Source organism: Dysgonomonas hofstadii (assembly GCF_014196915.1).
GTDB classification, from domain to species: Bacteria; Bacteroidota; Bacteroidia; order Bacteroidales; family Dysgonomonadaceae; genus Dysgonomonas; species Dysgonomonas hofstadii.
Genome location: NZ_JACIEP010000001.1, coordinates 426,878 through 444,581, shown reverse-complemented (window position 1 = coordinate 444,581; position 17,704 = coordinate 426,878). Strand labels below are relative to the sequence as shown.

Sequence of the window (17,704 nt, the reverse complement as noted above, 5' to 3'; positions counted from 1 at the left end):
GTAATGTATTCTTTGTATAATTAATCTGTACTTTTTACCTTTTATTTTCTCTTTAGAATGTATTTAATCCTTCTGCCGACATGTATATTTCTCTCTTCTCCTGCAATGGTATTTCCACGTCTAAAATCCGGGTTTCACCAGGTAATAAATTAAAATACCCATCGGAAATATAAGCAGGGAGTATAATCTGACCGGTTTCTTTTTCCCGGGCGTTTAGCTTGACAGTCAGGGCTATATCCGGTGCCGTATTCTTAACTTCCGCTTTGAGTGATAGAATTCCGTTTTTATAATTAGTTCCTTTTTCTATGATCTTAATTCCGGCTTTTCCTATATCTGATATTTTAGTATAATCGTTACTGTCTTTCTGATTGATCCAGTAATCATTTACTGAAATCTGTTTTCCCTTGGCATCTTCCAATACTACCCTCACTAACAGCAATTCTTCTTGAATATCCGAAGGAATAGTCATCTCACCGCAATTAGTTGCACTATTCTCTCCGATGTTCACTTTCAGTTGTTTGTTGAAAAGCTTTTTCCCTTTTAAATCATATATTCCAAAGCTAACTTTAGCTGAAGGCAGACTTGCCAAGGTTGTGTTTATAACCTGTAACTGGTTGTTGATACAATTCCATTGAATATGCACAGGTTCACAGGCCTTTTTTGCTCCGAAATACGATCCGGGAGTTTCATAATCATAAGAATATGTCTGCCATGTCATACTGGGCCATGCCGGATGGCTCATCCACAGCAGTATTCCACTGGCATGGTTCCACATTTTGTTATTCCACGCCTCCAGCATATTACGGTAGAGGATGTAATTCTTGAACTGTGCCCGCGCAGCAAATTCATCTATATTTTTACTTTCTTCTTTACCTATACGGTTTACATCACGGATATAATCTTTCCAGTCGAAACTCTCGATGTGCAGGTCGTGGTAATACCATACGTTTCCTATCGGCCACAGATCTTCTTTTGCTATAAACTTGCGGATAGTATTGGCTGTAGGTACGGATGGCGCTCCCAGTTCGGTAGTGAATCCATCAGAACGCTCAGTCAGGTAATCCATAGATTTTACCAGATAATGCCATGGCCCACTTGGACGAAGATTGAGTTTCATCGAGTTTCCATGATAATGGCGTGTTCCGTCGTTCTCTGTGATTATTTTCTGAAAACCGTCTTCCAATGCCGCAGGAGCATACCCTTCATTGCGAGGACACCAGATAGCAATGGACGGATGATTGCGGAAACGGCGCACAATGTCTTCCGCATTGTCAAGAAAGAGTTTATGGTCTAAGGGTTCCAGGTTGAAAGTCTGAGTCGACATCATATAATCGTTCCATACGAGTAATCCATATTCATCGCACAGCGTGTAAAACAATTCTTCGGTTGTTTCACCTGTCCAGTTGCGCACCATGGTGAAGCCCATCTCCTTATGGAGTTTGATATATGGTTCGAGTCTTTCCCTCGACACCCGCTTCATCCCGTCATCCATTCCCCAGTTTCCACCACGGCAGAATATTTTTTTGCCATTTACCAGTATAGTCAGGTAAGGATTATCTTTTTCTTCGCTAGCGGTTATTCTGTTGATATACTTTTCCGCACCGCTCTCAAAAGTCGGCACAAAGATGTCGGGATATTGAGTGTTTTCCAATTTTACGGCATTTTTATTATTGAATAAAGGTTTACCCGCATCGGTAGGACTGTAGTTGAAACGAACGTTTTCTTTGGCTTCGGATTGAGCCATCAGTTCATAAGACAGTTCCCTAACACCGAAACGGATATTTTTGGTTTGTAATATTTTATTTTCTTGTTCTACCGACAGTTTAAGATTATAGAGAAATTGACTTCCATAACCGTTTGGCCACCATAGTTGTGGATTTTGTATCCTTAACTGGCTGAACTCATTTTTGTCAATGGTTACCTCTTTCTTTTCATTGCGGCTAAGCGTAATCTCTTTTGAGAAAGTAATGTTGTTTATTGTCCCTTTTAATATAAATATTTGTGACTGGTCTGTGATATTTTCCAGTGTTGTTTTTATCGTCAAATCGGCATAAGAAGTATCAGGCAGAGGCAGGTCTGTAATAATAAACGGATCTATTATTTTGACCTTGTTCATCCTAACTAGCTTAACATCCTGCCATATACCGATATTCCTGTCTCTCATTCCAAGTATCCAGTCCCATCCTTCGGATGAAATAAAAGTGGGGCCATCGAGACATAAGGCTCCTCCGTTGCCACCGAATGACAGCTTATTTTGCTCGTGAGGTATGCCCGGATTATTAGGTGGAAATATATGTATCGCCAGAATATTTTTTTCATTATTCTTCAATATTCCTTTTGTCGGAAAGATGCCTCTTTTAAATGCTCCGGCGAGATTTCCGAGCCGTTGCCCGTTCAGCCAAACATCAGCTTTGTAATTGATACCGTTCAATAAAAGTTCGTATTCGGAATCGAGTCCATCTGCCGGAATATCGAAAGCTACACGATACCACCAGTCCATACGGCATAAGGTATCGGGGATATGTAGATTGTTGAGACTATAATAAGGATCAGGATATATTCCCTGATCGACTAAGGTAGTCAATACAGTTCCGGGGACAGTCGCGTTATACCAGCCGGTATTACCTGAAGAAGTCTTCCATAAAGAATTTCCCTCTTCAAACAGCTTATAAGCTTCTGTCATTTCCCAACCTTTGCTTATTGTAAAATTCCCTTCCTCATCTTTTTGTAGCTCTCCATTTATATACTGATAAGCTTTAGGGGTGGGGGGGATGTATGCCGCTTTTGACTTCGGCAGTTCACTTTCCGCTTGTTTCGACTGAAGCCCGAAATTGAGTTCGTATTGGGCATTCAGATTTTGAAAACCTGCAATAAACTGGAATAATATAATAATCCCAAATATATTTTTCATATCACCGTCTATTTTTGAAGTATTTTGTCATACATCGCTTCTTTCAGGAAACGATAGCTGTCCTTAGTTATATGTATATTGTCTTCGGTAAAATATTCCTGAATTAGTTTTCCTTTTTTATCGAAGAAACAATCCCATATATTTACATAATCTATATAATCGTACTTAGCAGCATATCCGGCTACTAGCTGATTTGCCTTCTTATATTTTTTGAATGAATGTGTCCGTGCCGGACATGGCTTTACGGATGTAAACATTATTTTAGCTTGCGGAAAATGATAATGAATAAGCCTGGTCATGCATATAACATCTTCCATATATTGTTCCGGTGTGGTAGGTGTATCATTCAGGTCGTTATCTCCGGAATAAATAACAACTTGTTTCGGATTGAATGGTTTTACAACCTTATCAAAAAAATAGATCTGATCGCATAACATAGAGCCTCCGAAGGCCCTGTTTACGACTTTAAAATCAGGAAAATAATCTGCAACATTTCCCCAACGTGTGAAAGTAGAACTGCCTATAAATAGAACGCAATCCTGAATAATTCCTTCTTTACGGTTTTTATCGTCGAGTTCGGCTATTTTTTCTGCCCACATTTCAGCCCGTTGATACTGAGCAGAAAGGAGAACAGTGTTAAATATCAAACAAATAAAAAGTATATTTTTTTTCATCATAAATAAAGGTAAATCAGGAACAGAGGAAGAGATTTTCACTCTGCTCCTGATTAGAATGCATAAAATTTGTTTAGCCTAAAATCCCATTATCTTTTTACCTTAAATTTCCAATACCATCCTTCCCACCCATTAGGACTAATGATTGCAAGAACCATTTCATCCTCAGTGAGTTTCAATATTTCGTAAGTGTGAACAATCGGTTGACCAGGTGCATTCGGGGAGATACCATGCATTACAGAGGCATCAGGAATATTAAGCTGGCCTATCGACCAATCGGTCACACCATCGGCCGATAGAATTGTCTTTGTCATATCGAACGAGAAAGAACTTGTCTCAACCACACTTCCACTACCGTTCTTTTTGGTAAAATTCGCTTTCATATTCAAGTCGAAAGTCATTGTGCCGTTCATACCTACTGTAGGGTCGTTTGTATCCATTGATGCGGCGGAGTTTTGTGCCCATGCCGGCCCGTAATTTACTAATGCAGCACCATTACCAAAGACCACATTACCAGGATCGATAAAGTCCCACATCCAGGTCTTGCCATTTGCGTCATAACCAGCTAACAGGTTCCATGTTTCGTCTACGGGAAATACTATTTTATCGACTTGTACTGTCTGGCTTTTTGTATCTGTTCCTCCGTTGGATATTCCGGTGAATGTAATTGGGAGATTACCCAAAAACGGTACAATAACTGTATCTTGCTGACGAGATGAAAATCCTGAACCATAATCCCAGAATGAACCGACGCCAAAGGTGCTGTTCTTCATTACAATCTTATTACTGGCCACATTGTCTACTAAAATAGAGTAAGTCTCCAGTTTGAAGTCGCTTGCAGGAACTATACCTCCCATACCCTCTCTATCCTCGATAGGATCACAGGAGAACATAAATATAAGAGAGAATAAAAAGGAATATATTAATGTTATTTTTTTCATATTCTTCAATTTAGAAATTTATTTTATTAATAAATTGCATCGCTTCCCCAACCAGGAGTCTGCGTTAAAACACCTCCGGAGAGGTCAATCTGAGTCTGTGGAACAGGCAGGAAGCCTCCTGTTTGCTGGTAACGTGCATTGATGTTATCATAACTCATTACTGCATCTACTCCATTATTTTTCACCTGAATTCCATTTTGCTTGTTGAGCGCGTCACCAACAATACCCCAACGGAGAAGATCGTAATAACGTAATCCTTCGAAAGCGAGCTCCCAACGGCGTTCGTTGCGCAACGCCTCTTCAGTATAGGCTCCAACAGAACCTAAACCTACACGGTCTCTTACCTGATCGATATATGACGCGTCCTTCGTCAATTCGGCCATCATTAACAGGATATCAGCGAAACGAATAATGATTTGATCCTGAGTATTATCTGCCTTATAACTTGGTGACCGGCCATATAAAGAACAACTGTAATTGCAGAGACCATATTCAGAGTGGTAAGCATTGATAGCTATATATTTCTTTTGCCAAAGTCCTGTTTCCTGAATCTGCATACTGGCTCCCCATGTATAATTTGTTAATCCTTCGTCCGGATTTTCCACATCAAGGACAGAAGCATCGCGTCTTGGATCATTCGGCTCTTTACTTTTCCAGTCATTTATCATATTTGTAGCCACGGGACCTCCGCCCCATCCTTCGCCAAATGGGAATATGTCAGCAAAACTAGGTTGATTACGTATCGAAAAATAAAGAACGGGTTGATTGGAATAATACAGGCTTGTTGAATTATCTTCACCCATTGCTGAATATTTTATTGCATAGACTGTCTCATAATTTGCACCCTCTTCACCTATCCATTGAACATCATTATCCACGACATATTTGTAATCAGGCGCTGTAGCCCTATTTCCATAAGGCCAAAGATTATGGAACTTAGGTATCAGGCCGTGACCACTATTTTTTATACAGTCGTCGAGCCAGTTTATTACCTGCTGTTTGCTCATTTCTCCTCCTCCTGCGAGAGGCATCGACTCTTTTTTATAATATCCGGTATAGAATAGGAACGCACGTGCCATCATACCCTGGGCGGCCCATTTAGTAGCATGTCCTGAACGGGCTTTGTCCTGTTCAAAAGTATTATCTGTTAGTGTTTCTATCGCATATTTCAGGTCGGCTGCTATTTGTCCATAAACTTCTTCAACTGAAGCACGTGGCAGATTCTCATCCAGAGTATTCAGACTTAAAGGTACATTCCCGAAAGCTCTGCTCAGTTCGAAATAGAAGTAAGCCCGCAGGAAATGAGTCTCCGCTTTTATAATATTCTTTTGATTAGGGGTATTCCAAGTCTCAATATTGTCGATCACTTCCAACAACAGATTCGTACGATAAATACCGTAATACATCTTTTTCCAGAAATCGGAAAACATGTTATCATTAATTTTCTTCATCTGATCTAATGCTGCCCAACTTCTGTCGACTGCTGCTCCTCCTCCCAGGCGGTCGTCGGACATTAACTCAGAAACAAAAAACGTACATTGATTTACATTTACAGAGGGAAATACAGAATAAGTACCTGTCAACAGTTCTTCAATCTCCTTAGCATTTGTAGGATAGTTTGAGGTATCCTTTTGCACCATGTTTTCTGAGTCGAGGAACCCATCACAGGATATAAGCGTGAATGTTATTATTAAAAGAAATATAATTTTTTTCATATTTATACATTTTTATTGTAAAGGCAATATTTGTATATTATTAAAACTTTAGGTTAACTCCCACGATATACGTTCGTGGTACAGGATAGTTACCCACATCAATACCAGAAGCCCATGAAGCATCCGCACCCCAGCCTATTTCAGGATCAAGACCGGAATAGCCTGTAAATGTATACAGGTTTTGCGCAGTAAAATAAAGTCGTGCTTGTCCCAAAGGCATGCGAGGAAATAGTCTTTTGAAGTCGTAGCCTATGGTAATATTCTGGATACGCAGATAATCAGCGTCTTCAATAAAAATATCAGACATGTATTGCCAGTTTGAACTAGAGCCTGAAGTAAGCCTTGGCAGACGGTTAGATGTTCCTTCTCCATGCCAGCGTCCAAAAATCTCAGTAGTATAGTTATCGAGCGGGTTGTCAGTGAAAGAACGGTACGATTTTGCTATCTGGTGTCCTAACGAAGCATTTGCTGTTATCGACAAGTCAAAACCTTTGTATCCAAAGTTTAATCCAAGACCAAGGATTACATCAGGATTTGGATTACCTATCATCTGGCGGTCTTTATCATCTATAGATCCATCTCCATTGTAATCTTCGTAAATAAGGTCTCCCGGTTGTGAATTCGATAATTTAGCACCTTTATATTCCGCTATTTCTTTTTCTGTCTGAAAAACACCTAAGGTTTTGTATCCATAGAAATATCCTACAGGATAACCAACCTGAGCACGATATATTTCGGTCATTCCCTCGCTTAATACATTAGTTCTTCCCTGAATAATACCTTCTGTATTATCTATTTTTGTCACCTCATTTTTATTATAAGTGAAATTCAGATTAGCGCCATAAGTAAAATCAGTAATATGATCATTCCAGTTCAATTGAACTTCGACTCCATTATTTTTGATTTCTCCTCCATTCTTATAGGGAGGGTTAGCTCCGTAAAGATCTAATGTAGGGGCTACAACTAACCAGTCCTTGGTCGTCTTAGTGTAATAATCGAAGTTTACACCTAAGCGTCCATTGAGGAATCGGGCATCAAATCCAAAATCTAATTGTTCAGATGTTTCCCATGTGACGTCGGGATTTGCTAACAGAGAAGGATATGATCCTGAAGATATTGTTTTCTTATCGTTTCCAAAGAAATAATTAGAACTGGTAAAGGAAATCTGTGCCAGGTATTGATAAGGATCAATTTGCTGGTTTCCATTTTGTCCCCAACTCGCCCGTAATTTGAGGAAATCCATAAATCCTCTTGTCGGTTCCATAAATGATTCATTAGAAATTACCCATCCGGCAGATATGGACGGGAAGTAACCCCATCTGTTACCTTTTGCAAAATTAGATGACCCATCGGCGCGCATAATCAATGAGGCCATGTATGTTTCTTTGTAGTTATAATTTACACGTCCAAAGAAAGAAGCAATACCATGCTTGTCGGCATAAGGCGAACCGATCAATTTCGTTTTGTCAGCATAGATTACATTTGTATTAGTGAGATAAGCATGATCAAAATCATTGAATATGGAATTTACATTTTCTCCTTTCATACGTTCACCCAGCCCATTACGCTCTAATGATTGACCAACCAAAACATCGAAGTTGTGCTTTTCATTCAGATTAAAGCTGTAATTGACCGTATTTTCCCATAACCATCCAAGGCCTAACGCCATTTCCTGAGAGACATAATTCTCATTCCTATATGCATTGGAAGATAAATTATATTCCGGTTTGAACACCCGATAAGATATTCCATTGAGACCAATACTAAAGTTACTCTTGATTACCAGGTTTTTAACCGGTTGTATGGTTATAAATGCTTTTGCCCTCAGATTATGATTTTTCTGCATATTCTGTCCTCTTTCATAATCCATGTATGCTATAGGGTTTGCCTGCATCAGATTCCATTGCAAAGCAGAATGATAGTCGCCATTTTCATCGTAGACAGGCATAAATGGACTGGCACGCATCGCATATCGCAAGTCGTTCTGGTAGATGTTTCCGATACCAATACCCGATTTTTCAGTATATGAATATGTTACATTTTCACCGAATTTTATGATATCAAGTCCGTCTTTTTTATAGAGAGTAAATTCTGAATTTGCCCGGAAATTGTATCTGTCATAGTTCGGTTCAACGGGTTTCCCCAGTATACCTTCTTGCGAAGTATATGAAATGCCGATAGAATATATGCCCTGATCGTTACCACCAGTTATATTGAGAGAATGGTTTTGCATAGGAGCATTTTTATTCCTTATGGCATCGAACCAGTTTGTTCCCTGATTGCTTCCATTTGCAATACTTTCCCAATCAGGAACCAGACTGCTGAAATTATATTCAGGAAGTCCGTCCATTAATCTGGCTTCGTTCATTATTGTTGCATATTCCTGCGCGTTAAGAAGATCGGGCATTTTATACACATTCTGCACACCAAAATATCCATCATATGAGATTGTTGCTTTTCCACTTCTTCCCTGTTTAGTCGTAATAAGGATAACGCCATTTGCCGCTCTCGATCCATAGATAGCTGCGGAAGCCGCATCTTTAAGTACATCCACCGACTCTATGTCTCCGGGATTGAGCGTACCTATATCACCTCCTACTATTCCGTCGATAACCACTAAGGGGCTGGAATCTCCGACAGTTCCTATACCACGGATGTTGACTTTGAATCCTTCGCCCGGCATACCGGAAGTCTGGGTAATGTTAACGCCTGGAGTCTGGCTTTGCAAAGCTGTAAGTGGGTTTACTGTGCTCATTCTTTGAATATCATCACCTTTTACCTGTACAGTAGCGCCGGTGATAAGTTTCTTTTTCTGAACACCATACCCCATGACAACGACTTCTTCTAATTCCTGAGAATTCTCTTTCAGGGATATCCGGATGTCGGTATCTCCGGGCCTTACATTTATTTCCTGACGGATAAAACCAATATAACTGATTTCGAGTACACAATCGGAAGGAACAGTCAATTCAAACTTTCCATCGATATCGGTTAACGTTCCATTTGTTGTTCCTTTTTGTACGACACTCACCCCAATCAAAGGTTCATTGTCTGAGAGGGAAGTTACAATCCCTGCAATGTTTTTTCCACTTTGTGCCTGTATCAACTGGCAAAATATGAGTAGAAAAACCGGAAGTAGCACCGTCTTTTTTGAGAAAAGAAAGGCCTTAAAGGAAATAATTCTATTTCTTTTTTCCATAAAATAATTAATTTGATAGATTAATAATTCTAATGATTAACAAGGGCTTATATCCGGATTGACCTTGTCTACCATTTTCATAGTAATAGTTAGAGTTTTGATATTAAATTTAAGCTTATTTACAATCTGATAATTTGTCTATATTATATTCTTCTTAGTAATTTATGTACAATTTCATTATCTTCTGTAATCGTTTTATCGAGTTTGGAAGAGCGGATTATTTTTGTCAAATTCCTATGCCACTCGATATCCCGCCACATACCGACAAACTGAGGCCCGCAGAAGTTACTGGTTGCAATTCCTATCCAAGCTCCTGTGTTAGCAGCGGTTATGGTTCCCAACGCACAGAGTTCTTTCACCCAATCCCAACTGAGCAACGGCCAATCTTTATAGTCCACAATTCCCCAGCATTCAGTAGTCACCACAAGACGTTTGTTTTGCTTTGCTACTTTACCCATTAATTCGATTTTGTCAACAAGGAGTTGTTGCCAGTATTCGGGTTTTTCTTTATATAATTTTTCAGCCCGTGCAACAACATTCTTGTATGCCTGAGGAGAGAACTGTCCATCTTTATAGTCAACTGCTTTGTAGAACTCACTACCGTTCTGATAAACCATCCATATATGGTGTTCGTATAAGTCTAGAAATGAAGTATCTATTTCATTGTATTTTTCCACATCACCATGATCGAAAGAGAATAAGAAAGGCATTTCCGGATATTTACCTCTCATTATTTTCAACGCAGTTTTCATCCATTTCAGGGATTCATCTTTATACCATTGCCCCCAGACTACATGCGGATATTGACTGGAAAAATATGGAGCCCAAAGGTTTCCCGGCCATTCATTACACAAGTCCACAAACATAACTGTATCTAAAAGTCCATCCGCTTCGATAGACTGCAATGTTTTAATCCAACAATCAGCCATGATTTCTGGAGAGGTGATCGACATAACCGTATTATCGGTATCCTGCCTGTACCATGATGATATTCCCACCTTAATATCTCTTTCTCCGCATTTTTCAAGAAATTGATTCAAATATGGCTGAACCTGTACCTCATTCAAATCGGGGCTACCCCAAACCTGTTGATTCCATACTTCGTTAAGCATCCATCTCTTAGTCGGATTTTTTGCTATCAGATGCGGATAGACGTCGATTCGTACGGCATTATATCCACGGTCGGCCAGTTCATCGAGGGCTTTATCCCAATCTTCATACCCGGCACCCGGCCAACGACGTTCCAGCCATGAAAAGTCCCACATGGTGATAGCTCTTGGCGAGACTGAAGAATATTCCTTTTTATCAAAGGAATGATCTGTCAACGATTGGGAATTGATTAAATCTATAGAGGCAATTCCTGTCAGAGCCGTCGCAGTTGCTTTTTTTATAAAATGCCTTCTGTCCATTCCGTTTATTGTATGTATTTCAATGGTATCAATCGTGTTTATGAAGCTACCTGAAAAGGCTAGTATTTCATATTGTAAAGATATGGATAGATGTAATGGAAAACTACCATGATCTTCTCAAATAGTTTTGGTATTTTATCAATTACTGTTTTATATTGCTTTTTGGTTTTTTACTCCAAACCTTTTTTGATATTCGGAGGGTGACATACCTGTTGAGCGTTTAAATTGCTCTATGAAATTAGATAGGTTATTAAATCCACACTCCATACTAAGGGTGGATATTTTCATCCTCCCTTTGATTAGCAGTTTTTTTGCATGTCCTATTCTTATATCATTAAGGTATTGCACAAACGTCTTCTTCGTCCGTCCCTTAAAATATCTGCAAAATGCGTTAGGAGTTAATCCTACTAAACCGGAAACTTCTTCAAGCTTGATTTGTTCAGAGAAGTTTTTCATGATATACTGGTATATTTTATCGAAACGCTGGAAGTCTGTTGAATTGACCGATTCAGTATACCCTACACTGGTCAGTAATTCATATTCCTCTGTTGTTGACATTACATCCAGAATTCTCAGAAAGTTAACCACTTTATTTACACCTGCCTGTTTTGCTGATTCTTCCATAAGAGCACCTATCCGGGAGCGGGTTTCCCCTATAAATTTAATACCTCGGCGCGAACGCTCAAGCAATAACCGGATATTATCCATTTCTGGCAGTGAAATAAAGTTTTTTTCGAAAATATCACTTGTAAAAAACAGACATAAACAAGAAGATCTTAATCCCGCATCTTTACGAAAATAGACCTCATCATTTCGCCATTCATGGATTATTTTAGGCCCCAGCATGCAAACATCTCCTTCTTCATACAGGTCGATGTGATCTCCAACAAACCGTGTTCCTGTTCCTTGCAATATATACATGATTTCAATTTCAGGATGGTAATGCATCGGAACAATGAAATGTGGCAAATCTTCCTTATAAAAATTAATATATCTAGTATTATCAAAGGGTAGTTTTTGATATAGCGGTATCATATCTAATGTAGTATTAATTGAATATTATAATCAGGTTAACAGCTTATTTACAAATATAATGAACTAATATATATAATATTATTCATATTTTAGCTTCATGTTATGGTATTTTACCATTAACATTTTTGTTTTTTAGCAGATTCAATCCCTTCTAAATAAAAATTAATGATGTATTTTGCACTCATATTGTAATATGTTAAACAGGTGCTCTTTTGAGATTCCGGGAGTTAAGAAAAGCATTAAAAGGTAACCATCTGCATTTGATTTTCCAAAGTATTCCAATTTTGTTTAGTTTAGGAAATAAACAGGCGATAGTTAATTCCATTTGCAACAGCATTGACAATATGCTATGCTATTGCAAATAAATATTTGTTCATTTCTAATTGTATAATACCTACACAAATTTGAAGCGTTTATTTTAGACGTTCATCGCATATATAAAAAATTTGAATCTATAAAATCCTAAGCAGAGTAGCGAACTCCAGTTGTTTTTAAGTCGTATCCCTCACATCCACAAATGAACATAACTTGCTGTTTTTGAATTTTAAAAAGCAGATTTTAGCAGTACTTCCGTGATATACATGCGACATCATGAAACCGCAGATAAAACGGGATTACGCCTCTGAATTATTGTAAGCTTTTTCTATTCAGTTCATGGTAAACATCTTATGGTAAATCCATAAGCATACTCATTGTTCTTAAATTTATATTTATCTAACGGTCTTGAACCCCACGAATCAAGCCCTGCAAGTCCCCGTTGGAAGAGATCAACACACAACACAACTTCCTTGCGTGGAAGGACATCAGACCAATGTTGTTGTTTCTTAGTCCTGCCCGGATCGAGATCTTCCGGCCTGTTGTTAGTCGCACTTACCGACAAAGGTTGTGATCCTTCGATTAATATACCTTTACCTTGTGAGTTTTTCAGAGCCAGCCACCTTACATCTGTTTTGTTTCCGGTTTCCTGAGGACGGTAGTAAGGGAAAGCCTGGTCTTCCACTTTACTGTTCCATATACCAATAAATGTTTCGGCATTACGGTCTACATAGTTTTCATGCGGGCCGCGTCCGTACCAGCTAAAGTCATTAAAGTCTTTCGCTAAAGTCATAATCATACCGAACCTCATCATTTCAGGAAGATTATCAGATAAGGCTTTATAATGGGAATCGATAGTCAGGCTACCGTCTTTGTTAAGAGTATAGGTAAGGTTTACTATTGCATCTACAGCCGATAATGTACACTCGTATTTAATAGTTATATTTCCATCCTTTTCTTCGCTACCCGAGAAATGATAACGGATATTATCTCCTGCAACTTCCCAAAGCCTTAGATTGATCTGGTCGTTTGCCCCGAAGTCATTATCGGTAGGTGCCCGCCAGAAATTAAGCCGTGGTAGCTCATTCATCACACGTTTTCCGTTGTTTTCAAACCCAGTAAGGCTTCGCGATGAGTCGTTTGTAGCAAACTCATATCGGATAGCACCTACGGTAACCACTATCTTATCCTGTTCTTTAGTTATATCTAATGAACCGGAATTCGTTTTGTTTACAAAGTAGTTATTAGAGTCGAAAGCAAATTCTTCCCGTGCAACCTCGAATCCGGCTTTAAGAAACGGAGTCTCTTTTTTGTTATAGGCAAATACCTGCAAGTAGTATTCCACACCGGCCTCGGCCTTCACCTGAGGGATATTCAATTTAATATCTTTGCGGGAATCAGCCGGAACGAGCACCTCAAATTTGCCTTCGGCATCGATCTTCCCATTCTTTAAAAGTACCCATTCATAATAATAGTTATCATCAGTGAGATCGGTAAATTTATAGTCGTTTATCACGGTTATAACGCCATTATACAGGTCTTTTTTCTCAAACAATATATTCTGATAAACCTTCTTCACAATATGTGTATGCGGCATATATTGCTGATCCGGGGTGATAACACCATCCATACAGAAGTTACCGTCATTTACAAGGTTGTATCCGCCGAGATCGCCACCATAGGCCCAGAAAGACCTTCCCTGATCGTCTTTCGCTGGATAACCGTGATTGTGCCATTCCCAGATGAAACCACCCTGCATGTTTTTGCTGCTGCGCATCAGATCCCAGTAATCCTGAAAATTACCCATACTGTTGCCCATTGCATGCGCATATTCACACATAACATAAGGTTTACCGAGGTCTTTCGCTGCATCCCGTTTCATAGACTCCCATGAAGGATACATCGGGCAAAACACATCGGTATTCCTGTCTTTCTGATGCGCCTGTTCATATTGCACAGGACGACTGATGTCTCGTTGCTTGGCCCAGTCATACATATCGAAAAACGCTTTTCCGTTACCGGATTCATTACCCAAAGACCAGAAGATTACCGAAGCATGATTTTTATCCCTCTCCACTACGCTTTTTATCCGGTCCATATGGGTAGCGAGCCATTCCGGTCGATTAGATACATTCTCGGGACCATATCCCAATCCGTGCGATTCCTGATTGGCTTCATCTACGAGATACATACCATATTCGTCGCAAAGCTTATACCATAGCGGCGGTTGAGGATAATGCGATGTACGCACGGCATTAATATTCAGCTCTTTCATCAGTTGCAGATTACGCATCATCGTTTCACGGTCAGCAACCTGCCCGGTCTTATAATTGTATTCGTGCATATTCACACCTTTGAAGTAAACCTTTTTTCCATTGACAAATACCTGTCCGTCATTTATTTCTATCTTACGGAATCCTATTTTGTGAGAAGTAACTTCTACAATATTATTCTTCTCATCTTTCAGCGTTATAAGCAAAGTATACAGGTTAGGCGTTTCTGCCGTCCATTTCAATGGATTGGAAACCGTACCTCTGAACTGGCCTTCTTTAGATGCATTGGCCAGTATATCTATTTTCTGGAATTTATTGAATACCTTTTTGCCACTCTTATCTAATATGGAGATTTCTAGCGATTGATTTTTATTTTCATTCGTATAGTTTTTTAATTCAACCTCAAGACTAAATACCCCATTCTTATAATTAGCGTCAAGATCAGGATGAGCAAAGAAATCTGATATACGGGTCTGGGCGGTAGTATAAAGGTATACATTTCTATTGATACCACCTAAGCGCCACATATCCTGATCTTCAAGATATGATCCGTCACCATATTTGTATACCTGACAAGCCAATGTATTCTTACCCTGCCTGATATAAGGGGTTATATCAAATTCGGCAGGACTTTTCGCATTTTCGGTATATCCTGCTTCTTGCCCGTTAACCCATACATACATAGCTGTAGTTCCACCTTCGAAATGAATAAATACTTTGCGTCCATCCCAACTTCGCGGAATATCGAATTCGTACCTGTATGAACCTACCGGATTATCATTCACATCTACAAACGGAGGGTTTACAGGAAAAGGATAGGTTATATTAGTATATATAGGTATGCCGAACCCATTAAATTCCCAATTCCCGGGAACAGGCATATCAGCCCAATCGCTGATATTATAATTTTCTTTATAAAAATCAGCAGGAGCATCTGCCGGTTTGGCTGTCCACTTGAACTTCCAGATGCCATTTAATGATTGGAAATAAGGCGATGAATTATAGTTGTCCTGAATTGCTAATGTCTGATCGGGGTAAGGTAAGAATGTTGCCCGGTGCTTTTCCTTGTTTACAGCAAATATCTCCGGATTCTGCCATTCGGGAACTTGGGATGTAATATTGGTAATTACTAATAGAAATACTAAAATGAATGTTAGTCTCATATTCAATGATATTAGATTGAGTGATAACGGATATTATTTAGCGAAAATACGAAAAGAATGTGAAATAGCAATCTCCAATTCTTCCAATAACGCATTGGTATCAGGACGATTATGAGAAAAATCTTTTCACAAAGCCCATTTTATCAAATTTATAATTAAATTATTTATTTGTTCCTTTTTATGGAATTGTGCCTAATACGGAAAAATTGAATACCTCCACTATACTACTTAGATTTTTCAGAGAGGTATTTTAACTATAAAACGTGTATAATATATATTTAAAAATCGCTTTTTTGAAAGTGAAATATTTAATAAATTATAAATAAATACTTCAAAAAATCTAAGTACTTCCCAAACACTAAAAAAACAAGAAGCGGTAAATCAATGATTTACCGCTTCTTGTTTAGTGATCCCGCTGGGGCTCGAACCCAGGACCCCATCATTAAAAGTGATGTGCTCTACCTGCTGAGCTACGGAATCTCCCTGTTGCTTTATTAAAGCGAGTGCAAAGGTAGTGTAAATTATTTATTATCCAAATAAATGATTGCAAAAATCACCTTATATTTTCAGATTTATCCTTTCCGGGAAGATATATTTTCTCATAGAACATTAATTTTCAGCAAAATAGACAGTCACAAAGAAAATACATCAATATTTCATATTTTTAAATAAAGTCCTTGCTTCTCTCGCCTTATTTAAATAAGAGATCAACATATCCCTGTCAAAGTAATCTGAAGACTGAGGCGCATATATCAGGCCAAATAATGATAACAACTCTGTGTCAGAAAACTGGTCCAATATGCTATTAAACTGTCCTTTATCATCCAGTTCAAAATAAAGTAATGCCAGACGCTCTTTAACCGACAGGTTATAAGGGTCCAGCGCCAACATTTTCTCAGAGTAAAAAGCCGCTTCCTGATAATCCTCTTTTTTTATATTCACTATCGCAAGCCTGTCTAATAACTGAAAGTTATCTTCATTTCCAATATATATACTTAAATAGTAATTTTCAGCAATATCAAATTCTCCCCGTCTCAGTGCGATTTCTCCGGCAATCATGTTCATATCTACAGAAAACGGGTTTTCCTCTAATCCCTTTTCCGTCATGGATGTAGCTAACCTAAGGTCTCCTTTCTGCAGATAGAGATAAGCCTGTTTAGATTGCAACTCCTCTGTTATACCTTCTATTGACTGATACATATTGAGGCTCTCAAGTGCCTCATCGTACATTTCCAAGGACTGATAACATTCCGCTAATAGAAGCAGAGTAGAAGTATCTTCCGGGTCAACAGACAATAAGTCCCTGAATATCACAATCGCCTCTTCCGGCCTGCCCATAAGCGTTAAACAATGAGCTTTGAGTTTCAGGATATTATGATCAGAATCATTTATGGTCAAAGCAAAATCAAAAGCATCTATCGCTTTTTCAAACTCTTCTTTCAGGGAATATAATTTACCAAGATTCACCCAAGCTTCGTAGGTATAAGATTCGATATCCAAAATCTTATTTGTTGCAACGATTGCATTATCATAGTCCCCGAGCATTTCGTAGGAATATGCCATATCCGATAACACCTCTATATTGTCAGGATTATATTTCAGGCTCTCTTCAAAATAAAGAGCAGCTTCCTTAAAGCAATCGGCCTCAACATGCAGAAAACCAAGCTCAGCAAGTACATGATCCAATGGTTCATTATCTTCCTTCTCCAAAAGCTCTTCAGATAACCTGTAGGCATCAGGATATTCTTCCAGTTGCAGATAGCACTCAATCTTTAAAAGATATAAATCAAAATCATATTCGGTTGAAGATTGCAGTATGTTCAACGCATTTTCATAATCTCCGTCATAGACGGCAAGCTTTGCCTTCTTTACAAGCAGGAATGTATTACCCGGGTGAATCGACAAGCCTGCGTCTATTATTTTCCGGACAGTACTCAAATCTTCCTTCGAATCATAATAGTCGGCCAGATCTCCGAATTCATCAGCATCGAAATATGGGATTTTTCCTGAATGCAGGGCTTGTTCGTATCTGTTTATGAGCTGTGTTATATCTTTTTCGGACATTTATA

At 38.8% G+C, this 17,704-nt stretch carries 9 protein-coding genes and 1 tRNA gene; all 10 read right to left on the bottom strand.

Going from position 1 to position 17,704, the window contains the following annotated elements:
• Positions 1-52 precede the first annotated feature (52 nt).
• The 10 genes from GGR21_RS01340 to GGR21_RS01295 all read right to left on the bottom strand — a co-directional run bounded on the left by GGR21_RS01340 (position 53) and on the right by GGR21_RS01295 (position 17,699).
• Positions 53-2,911, bottom strand: a complete 2,859-nt coding sequence (locus GGR21_RS01340; RefSeq protein WP_183305338.1) for a glycoside hydrolase family 2 protein — start codon at positions 2,909-2,911, stop codon at positions 53-55.
• An 8-nt stretch (positions 2,912-2,919) separates the two neighbouring features.
• A complete protein-coding gene (locus tag GGR21_RS01335; RefSeq protein WP_221232870.1) occupies positions 2,920-3,558 on the bottom strand; it encodes a GDSL-type esterase/lipase family protein in 639 nt (212 codons plus the stop codon).
• Between the two features lie 116 nt (positions 3,559-3,674).
• Positions 3,675-4,526 carry a hypothetical protein gene (locus GGR21_RS01330; protein WP_183305336.1) on the bottom strand — a complete coding sequence of 284 codons (852 nt, stop codon included), beginning with the start codon at positions 4,524-4,526 and terminating at the stop codon, positions 3,675-3,677.
• 26 nt (positions 4,527-4,552) lie between these two features.
• On the bottom strand, positions 4,553-6,241 hold the full coding sequence (locus GGR21_RS01325; protein ID WP_183305335.1) for a RagB/SusD family nutrient uptake outer membrane protein: 1,689 nt from the start codon (positions 6,239-6,241) through the stop codon (positions 4,553-4,555).
• A gap of 40 nt (positions 6,242-6,281) precedes the next feature.
• Positions 6,282-9,440 carry a SusC/RagA family TonB-linked outer membrane protein gene (locus tag GGR21_RS01320; RefSeq protein WP_183305334.1) on the bottom strand — a complete coding sequence of 1,053 codons (3,159 nt, stop codon included), beginning with the start codon at positions 9,438-9,440 and terminating at the stop codon, positions 6,282-6,284.
• A 143-nt stretch (positions 9,441-9,583) separates the two neighbouring features.
• The gene (locus GGR21_RS01315; protein WP_183305333.1) at positions 9,584-10,849 is read right to left on the bottom strand and encodes a cellulase-like family protein; all 1,266 of its coding nucleotides are present in this window, start codon (positions 10,847-10,849) and stop codon (positions 9,584-9,586) included.
• Between the two features lie 150 nt (positions 10,850-10,999).
• A complete protein-coding gene (locus GGR21_RS01310) occupies positions 11,000-11,884 on the bottom strand; it encodes an AraC family transcriptional regulator (RefSeq protein ID WP_183305332.1) in 885 nt (294 codons plus the stop codon).
• A gap of 652 nt (positions 11,885-12,536) precedes the next feature.
• Complete coding sequence (locus GGR21_RS01305) at positions 12,537-15,635, bottom strand: glycoside hydrolase family 2 TIM barrel-domain containing protein (protein WP_183305331.1); 3,099 nt, start codon at positions 15,633-15,635, stop codon at positions 12,537-12,539.
• Between the two features lie 407 nt (positions 15,636-16,042).
• A tRNA-Lys gene (locus GGR21_RS01300) sits at positions 16,043-16,115 on the bottom strand.
• Between the two features lie 168 nt (positions 16,116-16,283).
• Positions 16,284-17,699, bottom strand: a complete 1,416-nt coding sequence (locus GGR21_RS01295) for a tetratricopeptide repeat protein (protein ID WP_183305330.1) — start codon at positions 17,697-17,699, stop codon at positions 16,284-16,286.
• Between the last annotated feature and the right edge of the window lie 5 nt (positions 17,700-17,704).